The 20,703-nt window shown below is 60.5% G+C and carries 22 protein-coding genes and 2 tRNA genes; 9 read left to right on the plus strand and 15 right to left on the minus strand.

Annotation, left to right across the window (positions count from 1 at the left end):
* Window positions 1-263: 263 nt before the first annotated feature.
* From fucP to fucR, 5 genes are all read left to right on the plus strand, one after another.
* Entirely contained in the window at window positions 264-1,574 is a 1,311-nt protein-coding gene (gene fucP, locus N438_RS11035) for an L-fucose:H+ symporter permease (RefSeq protein WP_008806271.1), read from the plus strand.
* A 32-nt stretch (window positions 1,575-1,606) separates the two neighbouring features.
* On the plus strand, window positions 1,607-3,382 hold the full coding sequence (fucI, locus tag N438_RS11040) for an L-fucose isomerase (RefSeq protein WP_116696293.1): 1,776 nt from the start codon (window positions 1,607-1,609) through the stop codon (window positions 3,380-3,382).
* Window positions 3,383-3,489: 107 nt separating this feature from the next.
* Window positions 3,490-4,908, plus strand: coding sequence for an L-fuculokinase (fucK, locus tag N438_RS11045; protein WP_016161733.1), 1,419 nt, complete (start codon window positions 3,490-3,492; stop codon window positions 4,906-4,908).
* A gap of 1 nt (window position 4,909) precedes the next feature.
* Complete coding sequence (gene fucU, locus N438_RS11050) at window positions 4,910-5,332, plus strand: L-fucose mutarotase (RefSeq protein WP_012540710.1); 423 nt, start codon at window positions 4,910-4,912, stop codon at window positions 5,330-5,332.
* Window positions 5,333-5,390: 58 nt separating this feature from the next.
* On the plus strand, window positions 5,391-6,101 hold the full coding sequence (gene fucR, locus N438_RS11055) for an L-fucose operon activator (protein WP_004142883.1): 711 nt from the start codon (window positions 5,391-5,393) through the stop codon (window positions 6,099-6,101).
* 48 nt (window positions 6,102-6,149) lie between these two features.
* Here the strand turns inward: fucR and rlmM are convergent, their stop codons facing one another.
* From rlmM to N438_RS11075, 4 genes are all read right to left on the minus strand, one after another.
* Window positions 6,150-7,250, minus strand: a complete 1,101-nt coding sequence (gene rlmM / locus N438_RS11060) for a 23S rRNA (cytidine(2498)-2'-O)-methyltransferase RlmM (protein ID WP_008806275.1) — start codon at window positions 7,248-7,250, stop codon at window positions 6,150-6,152.
* Window positions 7,243-7,638 carry a DUF423 domain-containing protein gene (locus N438_RS11065; RefSeq protein ID WP_002915543.1) on the minus strand — a complete coding sequence of 132 codons (396 nt, stop codon included), beginning with the start codon at window positions 7,636-7,638 and terminating at the stop codon, window positions 7,243-7,245. Before N438_RS11065 ends, rlmM begins: the two co-directional genes overlap by 8 nt.
* Window positions 7,639-7,657: 19 nt before the next feature.
* Window positions 7,658-8,575, minus strand: coding sequence for a glycine cleavage system transcriptional regulator GcvA (gene gcvA / locus N438_RS11070; protein ID WP_002915545.1), 918 nt, complete (start codon window positions 8,573-8,575; stop codon window positions 7,658-7,660).
* A 351-nt stretch (window positions 8,576-8,926) separates the two neighbouring features.
* Window positions 8,927-9,151 (minus strand): YgdI/YgdR family lipoprotein, encoded by a 225-nt coding sequence (locus N438_RS11075; RefSeq protein ID WP_002915549.1) that lies wholly within the window; start codon window positions 9,149-9,151, stop codon window positions 8,927-8,929.
* A 197-nt stretch (window positions 9,152-9,348) separates the two neighbouring features.
* On the opposite strand from N438_RS11075, the gene csdA reads away from it, so the two are divergent.
* Window positions 9,349-10,554 carry a cysteine desulfurase CsdA gene (gene csdA / locus N438_RS11080; RefSeq protein WP_008806276.1) on the plus strand — a complete coding sequence of 402 codons (1,206 nt, stop codon included), beginning with the start codon at window positions 9,349-9,351 and terminating at the stop codon, window positions 10,552-10,554.
* The gene (gene csdE, locus N438_RS11085) at window positions 10,554-10,985 is read left to right on the plus strand and encodes a cysteine desulfurase sulfur acceptor subunit CsdE (protein ID WP_023287946.1); all 432 of its coding nucleotides are present in this window, start codon (window positions 10,554-10,556) and stop codon (window positions 10,983-10,985) included. The genes csdA and csdE overlap by 1 nt, the downstream gene beginning before the upstream one ends.
* A gap of 42 nt (window positions 10,986-11,027) precedes the next feature.
* On the opposite strand, the gene tcdA is transcribed toward csdE, so the two are convergent.
* Both tcdA and mltA read right to left on the minus strand, forming a co-directional pair.
* Entirely contained in the window at window positions 11,028-11,849 is an 822-nt protein-coding gene (gene tcdA, locus N438_RS11090) for a tRNA cyclic N6-threonylcarbamoyladenosine(37) synthase TcdA (protein WP_022064578.1), read from the minus strand.
* Between the two features lie 87 nt (window positions 11,850-11,936).
* Window positions 11,937-13,034: a murein transglycosylase A gene (mltA, locus tag N438_RS11095; protein ID WP_074194957.1), complete on the minus strand. Its 1,098-nt coding sequence runs from the start codon at window positions 13,032-13,034 to the stop codon at window positions 11,937-11,939.
* 210 nt (window positions 13,035-13,244) lie between these two features.
* Here mltA and N438_RS11100 point away from each other — a divergent pair.
* Window positions 13,245-13,321, plus strand: a tRNA-Met gene (locus N438_RS11100).
* Between the two features lie 35 nt (window positions 13,322-13,356).
* A tRNA-Met gene (locus N438_RS11105) sits at window positions 13,357-13,433 on the plus strand.
* A gap of 93 nt (window positions 13,434-13,526) precedes the next feature.
* Here N438_RS11105 and cobT read toward each other — a convergent pair.
* The 9 genes from cobT to N438_RS11150 are packed head-to-tail and all read right to left on the minus strand — an operon-like array spanning window position 13,527 to window position 20,703.
* A complete protein-coding gene (cobT, locus tag N438_RS11110; protein ID WP_116696294.1) occupies window positions 13,527-14,582 on the minus strand; it encodes a nicotinate-nucleotide--dimethylbenzimidazole phosphoribosyltransferase in 1,056 nt (351 codons plus the stop codon).
* Window positions 14,583-14,625: 43 nt separating this feature from the next.
* Window positions 14,626-15,171, minus strand: coding sequence for a bifunctional adenosylcobinamide kinase/adenosylcobinamide-phosphate guanylyltransferase (gene cobU / locus N438_RS11115; protein ID WP_016161746.1), 546 nt, complete (start codon window positions 15,169-15,171; stop codon window positions 14,626-14,628).
* Window positions 15,165-16,688 carry a cobyric acid synthase gene (locus N438_RS11120; RefSeq protein WP_012540692.1) on the minus strand — a complete coding sequence of 508 codons (1,524 nt, stop codon included), beginning with the start codon at window positions 16,686-16,688 and terminating at the stop codon, window positions 15,165-15,167. Before N438_RS11120 ends, cobU begins: the two co-directional genes overlap by 7 nt.
* Window positions 16,685-17,509, minus strand: a complete 825-nt coding sequence (locus tag N438_RS11125) for an energy-coupling factor ABC transporter ATP-binding protein (protein WP_046621795.1) — start codon at window positions 17,507-17,509, stop codon at window positions 16,685-16,687. Before N438_RS11125 ends, N438_RS11120 begins: the two co-directional genes overlap by 4 nt.
* 8 nt (window positions 17,510-17,517) lie before the next feature.
* Entirely contained in the window at window positions 17,518-18,195 is a 678-nt protein-coding gene (locus N438_RS11130; protein WP_116696295.1) for an energy-coupling factor ABC transporter transmembrane protein, read from the minus strand.
* The gene (locus N438_RS11135; protein WP_008806285.1) at window positions 18,182-18,463 is read right to left on the minus strand and encodes an energy-coupling factor ABC transporter substrate-binding protein; all 282 of its coding nucleotides are present in this window, start codon (window positions 18,461-18,463) and stop codon (window positions 18,182-18,184) included. The genes N438_RS11130 and N438_RS11135 overlap by 14 nt, the downstream gene beginning before the upstream one ends.
* A gap of 1 nt (window position 18,464) precedes the next feature.
* A complete protein-coding gene (gene cbiM / locus N438_RS11140) occupies window positions 18,465-19,202 on the minus strand; it encodes a cobalt ECF transporter S component CbiM (RefSeq protein ID WP_008806286.1) in 738 nt (245 codons plus the stop codon).
* Complete coding sequence (locus N438_RS11145; RefSeq protein WP_012540689.1) at window positions 19,202-19,912, minus strand: cobalt-factor II C(20)-methyltransferase; 711 nt, start codon at window positions 19,910-19,912, stop codon at window positions 19,202-19,204. Before N438_RS11145 ends, cbiM begins: the two co-directional genes overlap by 1 nt.
* A complete protein-coding gene (locus N438_RS11150) occupies window positions 19,909-20,703 on the minus strand; it encodes a sirohydrochlorin cobaltochelatase (RefSeq protein ID WP_008806288.1) in 795 nt (264 codons plus the stop codon). The genes N438_RS11145 and N438_RS11150 overlap by 4 nt, the downstream gene beginning before the upstream one ends.

Here is a 20,703-nt window from a genome sequence, read left to right on the forward strand (position 1 = left end):
TTGTGAATTTATTTTCTCAAACGGTCAGCGTTTTTGAAAAATTAAAGTGACAATTATCACATAAAATGGCCCGCAGCGCGTTAAGTGTGACCATCATCATATTAACAGGCGGTTTTTATTTGAAAATGAAGTCATGAGTTCCGCCGTGACTTTCATTTCACTCACCGGCGCGTCACCTGAGCTCACTTAATTTTGCGGTCTGCTGCAGCACCAGACTGCGCCCTGAATGCTGTTGTAAATGCTTCTGAACTGATGAGGACGCTATGGGAAACACAACGATACCAACGCAAAGTTACCGCGCCATGGAGAGCGGGCAGAGTAAGAGCTACATTATTCCTTTTGCTCTGCTGTGCTCCCTCTTTTTTCTGTGGGCGGTGGCTAATAATCTGAATGATATTTTATTACCGCAATTTCAACAGGCCTTTACCCTGACTAATTTCCAGGCCGGATTAATTCAGTCGGCCTTTTATTTTGGCTATTTTATTATTCCCATCCCCGCCGGGATGCTGATGAAAAAATTCAGCTATAAAGCAGGCATTCTTACGGGTCTGTTTTTATATGCCTGCGGCGCCGCGCTGTTCTGGCCTGCCGCCGAAGTGATGAACTACACTTTATTCCTGATTGGATTATTTATTATCGCCGCCGGGCTTGGCTGCCTGGAAACGGCGGCCAACCCGTTTGTGACCGTTCTCGGTCCGGAAAGCGGCGGTCACTTCCGCCTTAATCTGGCCCAGACCTTTAACTCATTTGGCGCCATTATTGCCGTGGTATTTGGCCAGAGTCTTATTTTGTCTAACGTCCCGCATCAGCCGCAGGATGTGCTGGATAAAATGACGCCAGAACAGCTCAGCGCCTGGAAGCACAGCCTGGTCCTGTCGGTACAAACCCCCTATATGATTATCGTGGCCATCGTCCTGCTGGTTGCCCTGCTGATCGTCTGTACCCGCTTCCCCTCCCTGCAGAGCGATGACCACAGCGACAGCGCGCAGAGCACCTTCCTCGCCTCGCTGACGCGCCTGATGCGCATCCGTCACTGGCGCTGGGCGGTGCTGGCCCAGTTCTGCTACGTCGGCGCGCAAACCGCCTGCTGGAGCTACCTGATTCGCTACGCTATCGAAGAGATCCCGGGCATGACGGCCGGTTTCGCCGCCAACTACCTGACCGCCACCATGGTCTGCTTCTTTATTGGCCGTTTCACCGGCACCTGGCTTATCCGCCGCTTTGCGCCGCATAACGTGCTCGCTATCTATGCGTTTATCGCCATGCTGCTCTGTTTGCTCTCCGCCTTCAGCGGCGGCCACGTCGGTCTGCTGGCCCTGACCCTGTGCAGCGCCTTTATGTCCATTCAGTACCCGACCATCTTCTCGCTGGGGATTAAGCATCTGGGCCAGGACACCAAATATGGCTCGTCCTTTATCGTCATGACCATTATCGGCGGCGGGATCGTCACCCCGGTGATGGGCTTTGTCAGCGACGCCGCCGGCAATATCCCGACCGCCGAACTGGTCCCGGCGCTGTGCTTCGCCATCATCTTTATTTTTGCCCGTTTCCGTTCACAAGCGGCGACGAACTAAACCTTTTATCCGCATAACCTGAGGGATCTGTAATGAAAAAAATCAGCTTACCGAAGATCGGTATCCGCCCGGTAATCGATGGTCGTCGCATGGGGGTCCGCGAGTCGCTGGAAGCGCAAACCATGAACATGGCGAAAGCCACCGCCGCGCTTATCAGCGAGAAACTGCGCCACGCCTGCGGCGCCCAGGTGGAGTGCGTGATTGCCGATACCTGCATCGCCGGCATGGCCGAGTCGGCCGCCTGTGAAGAGAAATTCAGCAGCCAGAACGTCGGCGTCACCATCACCGTCACCCCCTGCTGGTGCTACGGCAGCGAAACCATCGACATGGATCCGCTGCGCCCGAAGGCCATCTGGGGCTTTAACGGCACCGAACGTCCGGGGGCGGTCTATCTGGCCGCCGCCCTGGCGGCCCATAGCCAGAAAGGGATCCCGGCGTTCTCCATCTACGGACATGACGTGCAGGATGCCGATGACACCTCGATCCCGGCGGATGTCGAAGAAAAACTGTTGCGCTTCGCGCGCGCCGGCCTGGCCGTCGCCAGTATGAAAGGGAAAAGCTATCTGTCGCTGGGCGGCGTCTCAATGGGCATCGCCGGCTCCATCGTCGACCATAACTTTTTTGAGTCCTGGCTCGGCATGAAGGTCCAGGCTGTCGACATGACGGAGCTGCGCCGGCGAATCGATCACAAAATCTATGATGAAACCGAGCTGGAAATGGCGCTGGCGTGGGCGGATAAACACTTCCGCTACGGCGAAGATCAGAACGCCGAGCAGTATAAGCGCAATGAGGCGCAGAGCCGCGCGGTGCTGAAAGAGAGCCTGCTGATGGCGATGTGCATCCGCGACATGATGCAGGGCAACCCGAAGCTGGCGGAAAAAGGACTGGTGGAGGAGTCGCTGGGCTACAACGCCATCGCCGCCGGTTTCCAGGGTCAGCGCCACTGGACCGATCAATACCCCAATGGCGATACCGCTGAAGCGCTGCTCAACAGCTCTTTTGACTGGAACGGGGTGCGCGAGCCATTTGTCGTCGCTACCGAAAACGACAGCCTCAACGGCGTGGCCATGCTGATGGGTCATCAGCTCACCGGCACCGCCCAGGTGTTTGCCGACGTGCGCACCTACTGGTCGCCGGACGCCGTTGAGCGGGTCACCGGGCAGCCGCTCACCGGGCGGGCGGAGCACGGCATCATTCACCTGATTAACTCCGGCTCTGCGGCGCTGGACGGCTCCTGCCAGCAGCGCGACGCGCAGGGCAACCCGACGATGAAACCTCACTGGGAGATTGAGCAGAACGAGGCGGATGCCTGCCTCGCGGCGACCGAATGGTGCCCGGCGATCCACGAATACTTCCGCGGCGGCGGCTTCTCTTCCCGCTTCCTGACCGAAGGCGGCGTACCGTTCACCATGACCCGGGTAAACATCATCAAAGGCCTGGGGCCGGTGCTGCAAATTGCCGAAGGCTGGAGCGTGGCGCTGCCCAAAACGATGCACGACCAGCTCGACGCCCGTACCAACTCCACCTGGCCCACCACCTGGTTTGCCCCACGCCTGACCGGCAAGGGTCCGTTCAGCGATGTGTACTCGGTGATGGCTAACTGGGGCGCCAACCACGGCGTGCTGACCATCGGCCACGTTGGCGCGGATTTCATTACCCTCGCCGCCATGCTGCGCATTCCGGTCTGCATGCACAACGTGGAAGCGGCGAAAATCTACCGCCCCTCCGCCTGGGCTGCGCATGGCATGGATATCGAGGGCCAGGACTACCGCGCCTGCCAGAACTACGGGCCGCTGTATAAGCGTTAACAGGTTGGTTTCGCCCGGTGGCGCAGGCTTACCGGGCCTACAGATGCGCGCGGTCTGTAGGCCGGATAAGCGCCGCGCCATCCGGCGATGTTGTTTCGGGAGTCACTATGAAGCAAGACGTTATCCTGGTCCTCGACTGCGGCGCCACCAACGTGCGGGCGATGGCCGTTGACCGACAGGGAAACATTATCGCCCGCGCCGCAACGGCGAACGCCAGCGACATCGCGGCGGAGAACAGCGACTGGCACCAGTGGTCGCTGGAGGCCATTATGCAGCGCTTTGCCGACTGCTGTCGGCAGATCCATGACCAGCTGGCCTCCTGCACGGTGCGCGGCATCACCGTCACGACCTTTGGCGTCGATGGCGCGCTGGTGGATGAGCAGGGTGCCCTGCTGTATCCGATCATCAGCTGGAAATGCCCGCGCACCGCGGCGGTGATGGAGAATATCAGCCAGTATATGCCAGCACACCAGCTGCAGCAGATTGCCGGCGTCGGCGCGTTTGCGTTCAACACCCTGTATAAGCTGATCTGGCTGAAAGAGTGCCACCCGCAGCTGCTGGCGCAGGCCCATGCCTGGCTGTTTATTTCGTCGCTGATCAACCATCGGCTGACCGGGGAGTTCACCACCGACCTCACCATGGCGGGCACCAGCCAGATGCTCGATCTCCGGCAGCGCGATTTCAGCGCGCCAATCCTGCAGGCGACCGGCCTGCCGCGCCGCCTGTTCCCGCGGCTGGTTGAAGCAGGCCAGCCGATCGGCGCCCTGCTGCCGGAGGCCGCTGCGCTGCTGGGCCTTCCCGTCGGGATCCCGGTTATCTCGGCCGGGCATGACACCCAGTTCGCTCTGTTTGGCGCCGGCGCCGGGCAGGATGAGCCGGTGCTCTCCTCCGGGACCTGGGAGATCCTGATGGTGCGCAGCGCCCAGGTCGACACTTCGCTGCTCTGCGACTACAGCGGCTCCACCTGCGAGCTGGACAGCCAGCCGGGCCGCTATAACCCGGGAATGCAGTGGCTGGCCTCCGGCGTGCTCGAATGGGTGCGCAAGCTGTTGTGGAGCGCTGACACGCCGTGGCAGACGCTGATTGCCGAAGCGCAGGCGATCCCGCCCGGCGCCCAGGGCGTCAGGATGCAGTGCGACCTGCTCGCCAGCCAGCACGCCGGCTGGCAGGGCGTCACGCTCAACACCACCCGCGGCCATTTTTACCGCGCCGCGCTGGAGGGGTTAAGCGACCAGCTGGCGCAGCATCTGCAAACCCTGGAAAACATCGGCCGCTTCAGGGCGAAAGAGCTGCTGCTGGTGGGCGGCGGCAGCCGCAACGCGCTGTGGAACCAGATCAAGGCCGACCGGCTTGGAATACCGATCAAAGTTCTCGATGATGCCGAAACCACGGTGGCCGGCGCGGCGATGTTTGGCTGGTATGGCGTGGGCGAGTTCTCTTCGCCGGAACAGGCCAGAGCGCAGGTCGCGTACCGCTACCGCTATTTTTGGCCGCAAACTGAACCTGAATTAACAGAGGAAGCCTGAGATGCTCAAAACCATTTCCCCGCTGATATCGCCGGAGCTGCTGAAAGTGCTGGCCGAAATGGGCCATGGGGATGAAATCATTTTTTCCGATGCCCATTTCCCGGCGCACAGCATGGGGCCACAGGTGATCCGCGCCGATGGCCTGCGGGTCAGCGATCTGCTGCAGGCGATTATCCCGCTGTTCGAGTTAGACAGCTACGCGCCGCCGCTGGTGATGATGGCCGCCGTCGAAGGCGATGCGCTGGACCCGACGGTGGAACAGTGCTATCGGCAGGCGCTATCGGCGCAGGCCCCCTGCCCGGATATCGTGCGGATTGACCGCTTTGCCTTCTACGACCGGGCGCAAAAAGCCTTTGCGATCGTTATCACAGGAGAGCGTGCTAAGTACGGAAATATCCTTTTAAAAAAAGGAGTCACGCCGTAATCTCATGCCGGAGCGTCTGCCTGATGCAGACGCTCAATCAATGATGGGATGAGAATAAATGAAAGCAGCCCGCCAGCAGGCGATCGTCGATCTCCTGATCACCCACAGCAGCCTGACCACCGAAACCTTGTCAAAACAGCTCAACGTCAGCAGGGAAACCATTCGCCGCGATCTGAGCGAGCTGCAGGCGCAGGGCAAAGTGCTGCGCAACCACGGCCGGGCCAAAGTGATCCATCAGCGCAGCCAGGACAGCGGCGACCCTTTTCACATGCGGCTGAAAAGCCATTACGCGCATAAAGCCGATATCGCCCGCGAAGCGCTGGCCTGGATTGACGAAGGGATGGTGATCGCCCTCGATGCCAGCTCCACTTGCTGGTATCTCGCCCGCCAGCTGCCGGACCGCCCGCTGCACGTCTTTACCAACAGCCAGCCCATCTGCCAGGAGCTGGCCAAACGCGACCAAATCACGCTCACCTGCTCCGGCGGCACTCTGCAGCGGAAATATGGCTGCTACGTGAACCCGGCGCTGATTTCCCAGCTGAAATCGCTGGAGATCGATCTGTTTATTTTTTCCTGCGAAGGCATCGACCCGCAGGGCGCGCTATGGGACTCCAATGCGTTCAATGCCGACTTTAAATCGATCCTGCTTAAGCGCGCGGCGCAGTCGCTACTGCTGATCGACAAAAGCAAGTTCAACCGTTCCGGCGAGGCGAGAATTGGTCATCTGGATGACGTGACGCATATTGTGTCGGATGCGCCGCAGCCTTAAGGGGAAGGCCGGAGGACACGCACGCGTCTCCGGCCTGAGGGGGAAGGATTAACGCTCGTCGCGACGTCCGCCGACGGCGGCCCACAGGCGACGCACGTGAACGGTCACCTCTTCACGATCGTGATACAGCTGACGCGCCTGGATCTGGGCGTTGATGCCGTGCTCGTCCAGTTGGGCCTGAATATAGGCCAGATTCTGCGACACCTCTTCATAGCGCTTTTTCATCGGCAGCTTGAGGTTGAAGATGGTCTCCCGGCACCAGCCGTTGACCAGCCACTGCGCCATCAGCGCCGCCACCTTCGCCGGTTTCTCCACCATATCGCAGACCATCCACGAGATGTTGTTGCGGTTCGGACGATAGCGGAAGCCATCTTCGCGCAGCCAGGTCACCTGGCCGGTATCCATCAGGCTCTGGGCCATCGGGCCGTTATCGACCGAAGAGACCCACATGTTGCGCTTCACCAGCTGATAGGTCCAGCCGCCCGGGCAGGCGCCGAGATCGACGGCATACATGCCGTTCGCCAGGCGCTCGTCCCACTCGTCCGCCGGAATAAAGACGTGGAACGCCTCTTCCAGCTTGAGGGTGGAACGGCTCGGGGCATCGGACGGAAACTTCAGCCGCGGAATGCCCATATAGAACGGTGAGTTGTTGTTGCTGTACGAGTAGCCGGTATAGCAGCAGCCGGGTGCGATAAAGAACACATGCACCACCGGTCGCTTTGGCGTTTCATAGTTGGTCAGCACGCCCGCCTCGCGCAGCGCCGCGCGTAACGGCACCGTGAACTTGCGGCAGAACTTCATCAGCTCTTTGCTTTCGTTGGTATCCGCCACTTCCACACGCAGCTCGCCACCCTTCTCCACCACGCCCTGCAGCATGCCGACGATCGGGGTAATGCGATCCTCCGGCGGCAGGTCGCGCAGCAGTTCGCCGACCACGAACATCTGACGGGCGAAAATCAGCGAGCTGAACGGCAGATCGCGTACCAGCTTCTCACCGTCGTCTTGCTGATAACCTTCAAAAATCACATAACCAGAGTCTTCTTTGACCCGGGCAAAACCAAACACCTCAAGGCGGGCGGCCTTATCGGTAATTTCTGCTGCGCACTCTTTCTCAAACCCAGGGCGACAATAGAGGACAACCTTATTCATGAACAACGCCCTTACGTTTCAGACGAATTGCACCAATTAACATTAAAACCCAACCGGCGAGGAAGCTTACGCCGCCCACCGGGGTCACGAACGCCCACAGACGTAAATGAGACAGCGCCAGACAATAGAGGCTGCCGCTGAACAGCACGGTCCCTAACGCCAGAAACACGCTGCTCCAGTAGAACCAGATACTGATCCGACGCTGCATCGCCACCGCCAGACCAAAAATCGCCAGGGTATGGAAGGCCTGATACTCCAGGCCGGTATGGATCCAGGCCATCTCCGCCGCGCCGAGCGATTGACTTAATACATGCGCGCCAAAGGCACCCAGAGCCACAAAGATAAAGCCGCTAATCGCGGCGAATATCAGCATAAAACGGCTGGTCATGTTTTTACCCTACAAGTATTTATTGTTCATAACGAAAGCGGAATTTTTCTTGCTCACTTGCCGCTTTCGCCAGGATCCATTGCCGAAAAGCGGCTATTTTACCCAGTTCTGCCTGACTGTCATGGCAAACAAGGTAAAACGCATTCTTACTGACCAGAACATCATTAAACGGACACACCAGACGACCGGCTTCAATTTCGGACTGCGCCATCACGTTGTTGGCCAGCGCCACGCCCTGCCCGTGAATGGCCGCCTGCAGCACCATCGCGCTATGGCTGAAAATCGGCCCCTGTTGCACATTAATATGGCTTAGACCAAGCTGGCGGGTATAAGTTTGCCAGTCGCGGCGGGACGCATCGTGAAGCAGCGTATGTTGCGCCAGATCGGCAGGCGTTTTCAATGCTTTGTCGCCGGTGAGCAAGAGCGGGGAACAGACCGGCAGCAGATACTCGGCGTACAATTTTTCCACACGCAGGCCCGGCCAGTTGCCGCGGCCGTAAAAAATCGCCACATCGACATCGTCCGCCAGCTTATCCTCCTGGCGGTCCACCGCCTGGATCCTGACGTCGATTCCCGGATAAGCTGAGTTAAAGCTTGTCAGTCTCGGCACCAGCCACTGGATGGCAAAACTTGGCAATAAACTGACCGTTAATGCCCCTTTGGCGCTGCGCGCCTGAAGTTTACGCGTCGCTTCCGTCAGTTGCGAAAAAATCTCTTTAATATCCTGAAAATAGCTCTGCCCTTCTTCCGTTAACAGCAGCGAACGATTGCGCCGCCGGAACAGCTTAAGGCCCAGAAAATCCTCGAGAGACTTGATTTGATGGCTGACTGCGGCCTGCGTCACAAAAAGCTCATCGGCTGCCCGAGTGAAGCTGAGATGACGTGCGGCTGCATCAAAAACACGTAATGCATTCAGAGGTGGTAATCGCTTCGACATGGTTATTCTGGCTTAGATGTTAACTCAATTTAACAAATAGGAAACAATGATTAACCTATTAGTTTTTTTTATCTGAGCCATTATAAATTGTCCGTTGAGGTTCTACCAGCAAATACCTATAGTGGCGGCACTTCCTGAGCCGGAACGAGAAGCTTTTTTTGGAATGCGTGTTCCATCAAGCTTTTGGCTTACGGTTGTGATGTTGTGTTGTTGTGTTTGCAATTGGTCTGTCTTTGCAGACCCTGGTAGCAAAGCTACCCCTTTTCACTTCCTGTACATTTACCCTGTCTGTCCATAGTGATTTAATGTAGCACCGCAACGCGCGGTGCTTTTTTTTGCCTTTTTACTGCCTTACTCGTCCAGCTCACCCAGCTGTTTCACGTCAGAGCGATTGATCTGCTGTTTGTTGCCCCACGCGTCCTTATACGAGATCATGCCAGTATCATTATCGGTTTGCGGTTTCCCGTCGGTAACGATGGTTCGCCCATCATTGGTATGCATCACATAGTTAGAGGAACAGGCGCTCAGGCCTAAAGTCAGCATACAGGCAGAGATAATCGCAGCGGCCTTAGTCATTTTCATTTTTCTCTCCTTACGGCTATTTATACTATTCGTGACTCGTTAAGTAATAGGTTAAAACACAAACCCAACACTTTTCAGCATAACCCTCTTTGACCCACCTGGAGTCACATTCGGACAATTCCACAGGGCGCAGAGGCCTTGTCACGCCCGGCAAATTGCGCGACGATCGCGGGATTGATACGAGGAATTCCATGAACGCATTCAACCCGGCGCACTTTCGCGCGCAGTTTCCGGCTCTGGCCGATGCCGGCGTCTATCTCGACAGCGCGGCGACCGCGCTCAAACCGCAGGCGGTGATCGACGCCAGCGACCAGTTTTATCGCCTGAGCGCCGGCAACGTCCATCGCAGCCAGTTCGCCGCCGCCCAGCGGCTGACCGAGCGCTACGAGGCGGCCCGCGAGCGCGTGGCGGCGTGGCTTAACGCCCCGTCCGGCAAAGATATCGTCTGGACGCGGGGAACCACCGAGGCCATCAATATGGTGGCGCAGAGCTACGTCCGGCCGCGCCTGCAGCCTGGCGATGAAATTATCGTTAGCGAAGCCGAGCATCATGCCAACCTCGTGCCCTGGCTGATGGTAGCCGGGCAGACCGGCGCCCGAGTCGTCAAACTGCCGCTTGGCGCCGACCGCCTGCCGGATATCGCCAGCCTCAGCGCGCTCATCACCCCGCGCAGCCGGGTGCTGGCCATCGGTCAGATGTCCAACGTCACCGGCGGCTGCCCGGACCTGGCGCAGGCTATCCGCCTTGCTCACGCCGCCGGGATGGTAGTGATGGTCGATGGCGCCCAGGGCGCGGTGCATTTCCCCGCTGACGTGCAGGCGCTGGATATCGATTTTTACGCCTTTTCCGGCCATAAGCTGTATGGCCCGACCGGGATCGGCGCCCTGTACGGCAAAAGCGAGCTGCTGGCGGCGATGTCGCCCTGGCTCGGCGGCGGGAAAATGATCGCCGAGGTCAGCTTTGACGGCTTTACGCCGCAGCCGGCCCCTTATGGTCTCGAGGCCGGCACGCCGAATGTCGCCGGGGTAATCGGCCTTAGCGCCGCCCTGGAGTGGCTGGCGCAAAGCGATATCGGCCAGGCGGAAAACTGGAGCCGCAGTCTGGCGAGTCTGGCGGAAGAGGCGCTGGCGAAACGGCCGGGCTTCCGCTCTTTCCGCTGCCAGCAGTCAAGCCTGCTGGCCTTTGAGTTCGACGGTGTTCATCACAGCGATCTGGTGACGCTGCTGGCGGAGTCCGGCATTGCCCTGCGCGCCGGGCAACACTGCGCCCAACCGCTGCTGGCGGCCTTAGGGGTCAGCGGCACGCTGCGGGCCTCTTTCGCCCCCTACAATACCCAAGACGATGTTGCGGCGCTGGTCCACGCGGTGGATCGCGCTCTGGAAATTCTGGTGGATTAATGACAACTCTGCACCCCTTCGGCACAACCATTACCGACGCCACGCTGCGCCAGACCTTCGCCCCGCTGAACCAGTGGGAGGATAAATATCGTCAGCTGATTTTATTGGGCAAAAAGCTGCCGACGCTGACCGATGAGCGCAAAGCGCAGGCCCGGGAGATTGCCGGGTGTGAAAACCGCGTCTGGCTGGGCTATGAGGAGGATGCCGAGGGCAGGCTGCACTTCTTTGGCGACAGCGAAGGCCGGATTGTGCGCGGTCTGCTGGCGGTGCTGTTGACCGCCGTGGAAGGAAAAACCCGCGCCGGGATCCTGGCGCAGGATCCGCTGGCGCTGTTCGACGAGTTGGGGCTACGCGGCCAGCTCAGCGCCTCGCGCAGCCAGGGCCTCAGCGCCCTGAGCGAGGCAGTGCTCGCCGCCGCCCGCGAGAGGTAATCTTACGGTTTCGCTTACCCGCCGCCGCGCCCGGCGGGGAAACTACTTGTCAGAAGCCGCAGCGTCACGCTGCGCCTTCGCCAGCATCTTCTTCAGAGCATGCGATACCGCGACGAAGCCAAAGGTCGCGGTCACCATGGTGGCCGCGCCAAAGCCGGAAGCGCAGTCCATCCGTTTCGGCCCTTCCGCCGTGCTCTTCATCGCGCAGACGCTGCCGTCCGCTTGCGGGTAGACCAGCGCTTCCGTAGAGAAGACGCAGTCCACGCCGAGCTTACCTTTACTGTTTTTCACCACTCCAAACTGACTTTTCAGCCGCTCGCGCAGTTTAGCCGCCAACGGATCCTGGATGGTCTTCGCCAGGTCAGCGACCTGGATCTGCGTTGGGTCAATCTGACCGCCCGCCCCGCCGGTGGTGACCAGCGGCACTTTGTAGCGGCGACACCAGGCGATAAGCGCCGCTTTCGGCCGGACGCTATCGATCGCGTCGATAACATAGCTAAAGCCGACGCCAAGATATTCCGCCACGTTTTCCGGGGTCACGAAATCATCCACCACCGTCACCCGACACTCCGGGTTGATGAGACGAATACGCTCTGCCATCACTTCCGCTTTCGCCAGCCCGACGTTGCCGCTCAGGGCGTGGATCTGACGATTGGTGTTGGTGACGCAGACATCGTCCATATCGATAAGGGTGATCGCCCCGATGCCGGTTCGCGCCAGCGCTTCCGCCGCCCAGGAGCCGACCCCGCCGATCCCGACCACGCAGACGTGGGCATCGGCAAAACATTGCAGCGCTTTTTCACCATATAAACGTGCCGTACCGCCAAAACGCTGGCGCCAGGCATCGCTGATAACAACAGACATAGAACCTCAGAACAAAATGACAGCGCCCGGAGGCCGCCGTAAACGGCGTCATCCGGGCGCCCTGGTCAACAGGCATGGCCAGGGGAGTTAGCCGCTAAAAACATTCCCCGCGCCCGGGGCGTTTTTCAGCACCCATACGCGGCCATAGTGGTTATACCAGCCGGCACGGTGGCCTGCGTCAGGCCCAATGCCCTGATAGATGTCGAAATGCTGGCCTTTGATGGCCCCGCCGACGTCGAGAGCGACCATCAGGCGCAGTTCGTACTGGCCGTTAAACTTGCCGTTATTATCCAGCAGAGGCACCTCGGCCAGCAAGGTGGTTCCCGGCGGAATAATCGACCGGTCAGAGGCCACCGAGGCGCGGCCGATCAGCGGCACAGCGCTGGCCCCTTTCACCGGCGCGAAAGACTGCGGTTTAAAGAACACGAACGACGGGTTCTGCTCCAGCAGCTCGCGCACTTCCGCTTCGCTGTGCTTTTCACCCCACTCGCGGATCGCCTGCATCGACATATCTTCTTTCTTCACTTCCCCGCGGTCGATCAGCACTTTGCCGATGCTGCGATAGGGCCAGCCGTTTTTCCCGGCATAGCTAAAGAAATTGAGCGGCGAACCATCGCCAAAGTCGATATAGCCGCTGCCCTGCACGTCCATGATGAAGTTATCCATCAGCGAATTGCTGTACGCCAGCACATAGTTATCGCTCAGCGCGCCGGCATAGATGCTGGCGCGGGACGGCAGCTTACCGCGTTTCGGCGGCATCCGGTAAATGGGGTACTGGAATTCGCCCTGACGGGTGTGGCGCGCCTGCACTACCGGCGTGTAATAGCCGGTAAACTGGACGTTGCCATAGTTGTCGGTGCCCTGCATCTGCCAGGCGTCGATGCCGAACTGGCGCAGCGTGCGGGTGTCGCCGCCGGCGCGCAGCCACTCCTGCAGCGCGTTATAGACGTTGCTCTGGCTATTATAGAGGCGCGGCGAGGCGTTACGAATTTGATTAACCTGCTCGGAGAAGTCGCCGGCGTTGATCGGCGCCCCGACGGCATCCGGCTGGTTTACCAGTGAAAACGGCTGGGTGAACTTGCCATCGCTATATTGCTGACCGCGGTCGGTCGGTTTTGAGGAACAGGCGGCGAGCATGGCCAGCATTGCCCCCGTCGCTACATATTTTACCCAACGTCCTTTCATGGTGTCTCATCTTTTGCTGCGAAGCCTTAGTGCGTGTTGAAGATAACAAAGCGCCGGGGCTATTGAAATGCGCGATCTCATCGATGGCACAGATTTGTGTAAAAAAAGACCACAAGATGGCGTTTTATAAGCCAATTCTTACAAAAATGTCGATTTGGTCGAAAAAAGGTTGCATCATCTCGCTAGCGGAGTATAGTGCGCTTCCACGGACGCGGGGTGGAGCAGCCTGGTAGCTCGTCGGGCTCATAACCCGAAGGTCGTCGGTTCAAATCCGGCCCCCGCAACCAATTAAAATTTGATGAAGTACAAAGCAGTACGGTGACGCGGGGTGGAGCAGCCTGGTAGCTCGTCGGGCTCATAACCCGAAGGTCGTCGGTTCAAATCCGGCCCCCGCAACCAACATCATAAACACCCTCAAGGGTGTTTTTTTGTTTCTGCCCCGGCAAACCTCTGCCGAAAACGGGAACGGCCGTTGCCGCCCCCATCTCCTGCTTACCCCTTAGGTAACACAATATTGCTTGCCGCCAGCATGCCCATGCGATGGTACATCGCGCAGGCTGCCTCGACGATCGGCATCGCCAGCGCCGCGCCGCTGCCTTCTCCCAGACGCATGCCCATATTGAGATACGGTTCGAGGCCCAGGTGCGCCAGCGCGATACGCGCCCCCTTCTCCGCCGAATAGTGGGACGGGATCAGATACGGTTTTACCTCCGGCGCTATCTGGCACGCCGCCAGCGCTGCGGCGTAGGAAAGAAAGCCATCCAGCACCACCGGCAGTCCGCAGGCCGCCGCCCCCAGCATCACCCCCGCCATCCCCAGCAGATCGAAACCACCGACTTTGCTCAGCACATCGAGACCATCATTCGGGTCGGGCTGATTGACGGCGATAGCCCGCCGCACCACCTCCACCTTGTTGCCAACCTTCGCCAACGGCAGATTGGCGCCAATCCCGACCACCTCCTGCGCATCGCTGCCGGTCAGAACGCTGACGATCGCCGCCGCCGGCGTGGTATTGGCCATCCCCAGCTCGCCGACACCAAACAGAGTAACCCCCTCCTGGGCCAGCGCGCGGGTGTAGCGCATCACCTCCAGCAGCAATTCCTGCCCCTGCTCGCGGGTCATGGCCGGGCCGCGGGCAATATTGCCGCAGCCCCGCGCCACCCGCATATTCACCACCCCGGGGAGCGGTTCGCTATCGATACCGACATCAATTACATACACTTGCGCCCCGGCCTGGGCGGCGAGCACGCAGACGCCGGTGGTGCCGCGGGTCATATTTGCCGCCTGGATGGCGGTGACCGCTTTCGGCGAAATCGCCACCCCTTCGTCCCACACCCCATGGTCGGCGCACATCACCAGCAGCGCCTTTTTCGCCACCTGCGGCTGGCCGCCCAGGCCGGGCATTCCCGCCAGCTGAACCGCCAGCGCCTCCAGACGGCCGAGGCTGCCGGGGGGCTTAAGCAAGCCGTCGATATGGTGTTGTGCCCGCACCATGGCGTCAGCGTCCGGCGCGGGGATCGCCCGCAGAACCGTGTTTAAATTTTCCATACAGAATCCCTGCCAGGGCTGGCCCGGTCAGCCAGCGATTGAGTTATTTGATTTTGACGCCGATGCCGGAGACCACCAGCCAGACCGCATCCGCCGCGGCCGCCAGGCGCTGATTGACCCGCCCGGCGATATCGCGAAAATGCCGCGCCAGGCGGTTCTCCGGCACAATGCCCATCCCCACCTCGTTGGTCACCAGCACGACGTGCGCCGGGCAGCGCTGACAGGCGGCAATCAGCACGCCAATTTCGTCATCAATAGCCCGCTCCATGGCGGCGTAATCCCAGCCGTCGGGATCGCTGTCGCCGCCGAGCGCGAACAGCAGGTTGGTGACCATGGTGGTGATACACTCCAGCAGAATCGCCTCCGCTGGGGCGATATCCGGGGTGATCAGTTCATCAAGCTGCTGCCAGCGCTCGGCGGTGCGCCAGTGGGCGGGCCTGCCGTCGCGATGGTGCTGGATCCTTGCGGCCATCTCGTCGTCAAAGATTTGCGAGGTGGCGATATATAACACCTGCGGCGCATCGGCAATCAGCGCCTCGGCATGGCGGCTTTTGCCGCTGCGCGCGCCGCCGGTAACCAGAGTCAGCATAGGGGCTCCTGATGTTGGCGCATGATGGCGTAAATTTTATCGATGGCGATATGTTCGCGCATGGCGTCCGCCAGCCGATCAAACTGCCGGGTTTTATAGCGGGCATACTCCAGGGCGCTATCCAGCGGCGCCAGCCCTTTGCGCTGGCGCAGGCCGTTGAGCAGCGCCCGGGTAAAGGCATCGCTGTCGAACAGGCCATGGAGATAGGTGCCGAATGCCAGGCCGTCGTCGCTTATCGCCCCGTCCTCTACTGACTGTCCCGCTTTATGCAGCTGCAGCAGCGGCGGGCTGCCGGCCTCACGGCGCGTCTCGCCCATATGAATTTCGTAGCCACTGACATGCAGACCTGCCGCGTCGGCTAACCATTCCGGGAGGTTAGTTCCCAGGGTCGCCTGCACCTGGGTGGTGGTTTTGTGCTGGGCGAAGTGGGTCACGGTCTTCAACACCCCCAGTCCGGGCTGGGTGCCAAGGCCAGACTCCACCTCATCGATAATGGTTTCGCCGAGCATCTGATAGCCGCCGCAGATCCCCAGCAGCGGCACCTTGCGCTGCCGGGCCTGCTCGACTGCATGCGCCATGCCGCTCTCGCGCAGCCAGCACAGATCGCCGAGGGTATTTTTACTGCCCGGGAGAATGACCAGGTCGGCGTCGGCCAGCGCCTGCGGATCGCGGACATAGCGCACCCGGACGTCTGGCTGCGCCGCCAGGGCGTTAAAGTCGGTAAAATTGGCGATATGCGGCAGGTGAACCACGGCGATGTCGATGTCGCGCCGGTCGGTGCGATGGTATTTCCCGGCCTGCAGCGCGACGCCGTCCTCATCCTCGAGATCCACGTCAAGCCACGGCATAACGCCCAGCACCGGCACCCCGGTCAACGCCTCGATTTGCTCTATCCCCGAGCGCAGGAGCGCCACATCGCCGCGGAATTTATTGATGATCACCCCTTTCACCCGCGCCCGCTCCTGAGGCTGCAGTAGCGCCAGCGTACCGTAAATCGCGGCAAACACCCCACCGCGGTCGATATCGGCCACCAGGATCACCGGACATTGCGCCATCTCGGCCATGCCCATATTGACGATATCGCGGTCGCGCAGGTTAATCTCCGCCGGACTGCCGGCCCCTTCCAGCACCAGCGCCTCATACTCTCCGGCCAGGCTCTGGTAGACCGCGAGGATCTGCTCGCGCAGGCGCGGCTTGTACTGGTGATAGCTCACCGCGTCCATGCTGGTCGCCACCTGCCCCATCAGGACCACCTGCGCCTGACGGTCGCTGGTGGGCTTGAGCAAAATCGGGTTCATGCGGACATCCGGCGCGATCCCTGCCGCTTCGGCCTGGAAAATCTGCGCCCGGCCCATCTCTTTGCCATCCGGCGTAATGCCGGAGTTCAGCGCCATATTCTGGGATTTAAACGGCGCGGTGCGCAGCCCATCCTGATGAAAAATGCGGCACAGTCCCGCCACCAGTACGCTTTTCCCCACGTCGGAAGCCGTGCCCTGCAACATCACTGCCAGCGTCATGACGCCTCCTTTATCGCGCCTATCGCGTTGTTGTGCATCCGCTGAAAAAACTCCGCTTCGGTTTTACACAGCGGCAATCCCAGTTCGCTATGAAGTTTCACCAGCCACGGCTGCGTCAATCCCGCCTGGGCCATGATCGCCGCGCAGGCAAAGACCTCGCCGGGATCCCCCGCGGCCAGCACTTCGCCGTGACGCAGAACGTAAACGGCGTCGCTCACCTCATAGATCAGATCGATATCGTGGCTGGAGATCACCACGCGCCGCCCCTGCCCGACAATGCGCCGGATGATGGCGATCATCTGCGCCCGCCCCCGGGGATCGAGGCCCGCGGTGGGCTCGTCAAGCAGCAGGTAGCGCGCCTGCAGCACCAGCGCCCCGGCGATCGCCACCCGTTTTTTCTGTCCATGGCTGAGGCACTGGATCGGCTGCTGGCGAAACCCCTGGGCATCGACGAGGGTCAACGCTTCATCCACCCGGCGGGCGATCTCCTCTTCCGCCACCCCGAGGTTGCGCAGACTAAAAGCGATATCGCTGTCGATATCGGTATAGAAGATTTGCTGATCCGGATCCTGAAACACCGTCGCCACCTGCTGGCGCAACGCCAGCAGACCGCGCTTGCTGTAATTCAGCGCCTCTCCCTGCCACAGCACCGCCCCCTGCTGCGGGCGCAGCAGGCCGCTCAGGTTCATAAACAGCGTCGACTTTCCGCAGCCGTTGGACCCCACCAGGCCGGTCACCGCGTGGCGGGAAAAATCCAGCGTCAGCCCTTTGAGTACCGGCTCATCCTGATAGCGAAACCAGAGATCGGTTGTGGCAAGCATACTTATCCTTAGAGGTGAAAATCACCCTGGTACAATTTGATATCCAGCGCCGTGCTCATCTGCTGATAGCGCAGGAGGACGCGGGTGAACAGCAGTCCCACCAGCATCGCCAGCGAGCGATAGCCCTGCGGCACGCTACCATAGCCAAAACGCAAAGTTTGCGCGCGGTGAATCGCCATCGCCTCGTCTAACAGAATAAAAATGAAGCGCCAGGTCAGCAGGATCTGCTCCGTCAACAGACGCGGTACGCGACCGCGCTTGAGCAAGATAATCAGCTGTGGGAAAGGCATATTAAGCACCAGCCAGAGCGTGGCCGCCATCGCCGCCAGGCTGCGCCAGAAGGTCTCCCCGGCCACGGCCAGCCCCTGGGCGGAAATCCCTATCGAGAAAGCGCCCAGCCGCAAGCTCGCTAACAGCATCTGCGGGTCGCGGCTGATGCTGAACAGAATGGTCAGCACGCCGACCAGCAAAAAGCCAAAGGGCAGCGCCATCCAGCGGCACCAGCGCCAGAATGAGACCCGCAGCAGCCAGCAGGTCAGCGCGGCGGTCAGCGCCAGCGTCAGCGCCTGGCCCCACGCCGGCAGCGTAAAGGCCAACACCATCAGCAGCAGCCAGAGCAGAAACTTCCGCTCTGGCGCCACGTGCAACCAGCGGCTCTGGTAGCTGAGTCGGTCAAACCCGGTCATCACGGCGCTGTCTGCCCCTCGCATACCCGAGAATGTAAAAAATCACCGCCGCGCCCAGCGAGCCCTGCAGGGTAAACAGCAGACTCTCAATCTCACCGCTCGCCGGTTCGTACAGCGGCTGGAACCAGGGTTGATAATCCGGCGCCACCACCTGGATCTGGCTCTCCGCTTCACCGTCCGAGCCGCCAAACTCACCGCCGTGGTTAATAAAAAAGGGCAGGATCATCAGGGCAACCACCATCGCCAACAAGATCAGGGGCTTTTTCATATTAATGTCCCTCCGCGGCGATCAGCCGCCGTTTGGTCAGTTGATCGTAGATCATCACGGTAAGCAATCCTTCCGCGATGGCGATCGGGATCTGCGTCAGGCAGAAGATCCCCATAAACTTCAGGATCGATCCACCTGCCCCGGTGGCCGGATCGGGAAAGGCCACCCCGAGCTGGACGGAGGTGACAAAATAGGTCATCAGATCCGCCAGCATGGCGCAGAGAAAGACCCCGACATCGCGACGGATCCCCGCCCGGCAGGCCAGCTTCCACACCAGATAGCCGACCATCGGGCCGATCACCGCCATCGACATCCCGTTAGCGCCAAGGGTGGTCAGGCCGCCATGCGCCAGCAGCAGCGCCTGGAACAGCAGAACGATCGCCCCCAGCACCGCCACCACGCCCGGCCCGAAGAGGATCACCGCCAGACCAACGCCGGTCGGGTGCGAGCAACTGCCGGTCACCGACGGGATCTTCAGCGCCGAAAGAACAAAAATAAACGCCCCGCAGAGGGCCAGCAGCACCTTCTGATTGCTCTCCTCCTGGACGATACGCCGCAGGCGCACCAGGCCGTACCACAGGCAGGGTAAAAACAGCAGCCACCACGCCAGCGCCCACATAGGCGGTAAAAAACCCTCCATGATATGCATGGCGAACGCCTCCTGCGGGACGATGATCAGCAGAACAGCCGCTGCCAGCCCCCCGTACGAAAGCTGCTTCAGCGATTTCACCTGATTCATTACGCCTCCTCCCACTGTTTGTTAACCAGGATGGTCGAGAAATAGGGCAGCGGCTGGTCATCGCTGACCTCGCGCAGACGGCGCCAGCACTGCTCGCCCGGCAGGGTGGCCTCTGACATCATCAGCGCCGCATCCAGCAGCCCCGCCTGCGCCAGCAGCGCCTTAATGCGGGCGAAGCGGCCGTAGACTTTCATCAGCACCAGGCTGTCATGCTGGCGCAGCGCCGCGGCAATGTCCGCTTCCGGCGCGGTACAGGAGATCACCGCCAGCGACTGCTGCTCCATAGCCAGCGGGGTTTTCGCCCGCGCGGCAATGGCGGCGAAGGAGGTAACGCCAGGGACAATCTCCAGCCAGTCCGGGCAGCCAATCCGCTGCAGCAGAAAGACCCAGGTGCTGAACAACATGGCGTCGCCGAGGGTGATAAATCCGACCTGCCTGCCCGCCGCCACCTCCTGGGCCAGCGCCGCGGCAACGTCGTTCCACACCGCCTCTTTTTCCGCGCTGTCGGCGCTCATCGGAAAATGGCAGCAGCGGACCTCCGTGTGTGCGCCAAGGTACTCGCGCACGATGGAGAGCGCGAGGCTGTCGCCGCCTTTGCGGCCGGCTGGCGCATACAGCACATCCAGTTGGCCGAGGATCCGCGCCGCACGCACGGTGATCAGATCGGCCGCCCCCGGCCCGGTGCTCAGGGCGTAGAGTTTGCCGCTCATGCTGCTTTCTCCATCGCGTTATTCAGCGCCTGCTGCAGATGGGCGACAAACATCGCCCGCACCGCCGGATTTTCCCCTAACCCGTTCAGCCACGGCGTGGCAGGAATACCGGCGGCATTAAAGCGGGTTTTCCACGAATCGTCTTCGTCGGAGGCCATATCATTAATGGCATGATCGCCGGCCACCAGCATCAGGGGCATCAGATGCACGCCGGTCACGCCCTGGCGGGAGAGTTCGTTAATGACGATGTCCACTTCGGGATAGCTTTCCACCGCCCCCACCCGCGCCGGAAAACCCTGCACCGCCATCATATGATCCAGACAAGCGTAGGCCGCGAAGGCGTGGTGGCTGGCGCCGTGCCCCATAAACACCACTCGCTCCGTCGCCGCCAGCGGCGGCATCTGCTGGCGCAGGGCCTGCATCAGCTGAACATAATCGCCATGACCGCTCAGCAGCGGCACGCCCAGCGTCAGGCGCTGAAAGCGCGGGCGCAGGCTCTGCACTTCGCGAACGATCTTCTCGTACTCGTCGCCGTTGATAATGTGCAGGGACTGGATCGCCACATCCTGGTACCCCTGCTCAGCCAGCTTTTGCAGGGCCTGCAGCGGGGTATCGATATGGATACCGTCGCGCTGCCGCAGTTTGCGAATAATCATCCCCGAGGTGAAGGCGCGGAACAGCGTGCGATCCGGACAGCTGGCGGCAAGATCGCGCTCGCAGGCGGTAATGTTCTTCTCGCGGGTGTCGTGATAGCTGGTGCCGAAGCTCACCACCAGAAGTGCTTTTTTCAT

Origin of the sequence: Klebsiella sp. GL120222-02, assembly GCF_003097195.1 — a bacterium.
GTDB classification, from domain to species: Bacteria; Pseudomonadota; Gammaproteobacteria; order Enterobacterales; family Enterobacteriaceae; genus Klebsiella; species Klebsiella variicola.

Excerpts from the sequence above, each read along its gene's own strand:
- csdA (WP_008806276.1), top strand. The coding sequence starts at position 9,349 with ATGAACGCATTCAACCCGGCGCACTTTCGCGCGCAGTTTCCGGCTCTG.
- fucR (WP_004142883.1), top strand. The coding sequence starts at position 5,391 with ATGAAAGCAGCCCGCCAGCAGGCGATCGTCGATCTCCTGATCACCCAC.
- fucK (WP_016161733.1), top strand. The coding sequence starts at position 3,490 with ATGAAGCAAGACGTTATCCTGGTCCTCGACTGCGGCGCCACCAACGTG.
- N438_RS11130 (WP_116696295.1), bottom strand. The coding sequence starts at position 18,195 with ATGACCGGGTTTGACCGACTCAGCTACCAGAGCCGCTGGTTGCACGTG.
- N438_RS11125 (WP_046621795.1), bottom strand. The coding sequence starts at position 17,509 with ATGCTTGCCACAACCGATCTCTGGTTTCGCTATCAGGATGAGCCGGTA.
- N438_RS11150 (WP_008806288.1), bottom strand. The coding sequence starts at position 20,703 with ATGAAAAAAGCACTTCTGGTGGTGAGCTTCGGCACCAGCTATCACGAC.
- cobT (WP_116696294.1), bottom strand. The coding sequence starts at position 14,582 with ATGGAAAATTTAAACACGGTTCTGCGGGCGATCCCCGCGCCGGACGCT.
- N438_RS11065 (WP_002915543.1), bottom strand. The coding sequence starts at position 7,638 with ATGACCAGCCGTTTTATGCTGATATTCGCCGCGATTAGCGGCTTTATC.
- rlmM (WP_008806275.1), bottom strand. The coding sequence starts at position 7,250 with ATGAATAAGGTTGTCCTCTATTGTCGCCCTGGGTTTGAGAAAGAGTGC.
- csdE (WP_023287946.1), top strand. The coding sequence starts at position 10,554 with ATGACAACTCTGCACCCCTTCGGCACAACCATTACCGACGCCACGCTG.
- fucP (WP_008806271.1), top strand. The coding sequence starts at position 264 with ATGGGAAACACAACGATACCAACGCAAAGTTACCGCGCCATGGAGAGC.
- cbiM (WP_008806286.1), bottom strand. The coding sequence starts at position 19,202 with ATGAATCAGGTGAAATCGCTGAAGCAGCTTTCGTACGGGGGGCTGGCA.
- N438_RS11135 (WP_008806285.1), bottom strand. The coding sequence starts at position 18,463 with ATGAAAAAGCCCCTGATCTTGTTGGCGATGGTGGTTGCCCTGATGATC.
- gcvA (WP_002915545.1), bottom strand. The coding sequence starts at position 8,575 with ATGTCGAAGCGATTACCACCTCTGAATGCATTACGTGTTTTTGATGCA.
- N438_RS11145 (WP_012540689.1), bottom strand. The coding sequence starts at position 19,912 with ATGAGCGGCAAACTCTACGCCCTGAGCACCGGGCCGGGGGCGGCCGAT.
- N438_RS11120 (WP_012540692.1), bottom strand. The coding sequence starts at position 16,688 with ATGACGCTGGCAGTGATGTTGCAGGGCACGGCTTCCGACGTGGGGAAA.
- tcdA (WP_022064578.1), bottom strand. The coding sequence starts at position 11,849 with ATGTCTGTTGTTATCAGCGATGCCTGGCGCCAGCGTTTTGGCGGTACG.
- mltA (WP_074194957.1), bottom strand. The coding sequence starts at position 13,034 with ATGAAAGGACGTTGGGTAAAATATGTAGCGACGGGGGCAATGCTGGCC.
- fucI (WP_116696293.1), top strand. The coding sequence starts at position 1,607 with ATGAAAAAAATCAGCTTACCGAAGATCGGTATCCGCCCGGTAATCGAT.
- N438_RS11075 (WP_002915549.1), bottom strand. The coding sequence starts at position 9,151 with ATGACTAAGGCCGCTGCGATTATCTCTGCCTGTATGCTGACTTTAGGC.
- fucU (WP_012540710.1), top strand. The coding sequence starts at position 4,910 with ATGCTCAAAACCATTTCCCCGCTGATATCGCCGGAGCTGCTGAAAGTG.
- cobU (WP_016161746.1), bottom strand. The coding sequence starts at position 15,171 with ATGCTGACTCTGGTTACCGGCGGCGCGCGCAGCGGCAAAAGCCGCCAT.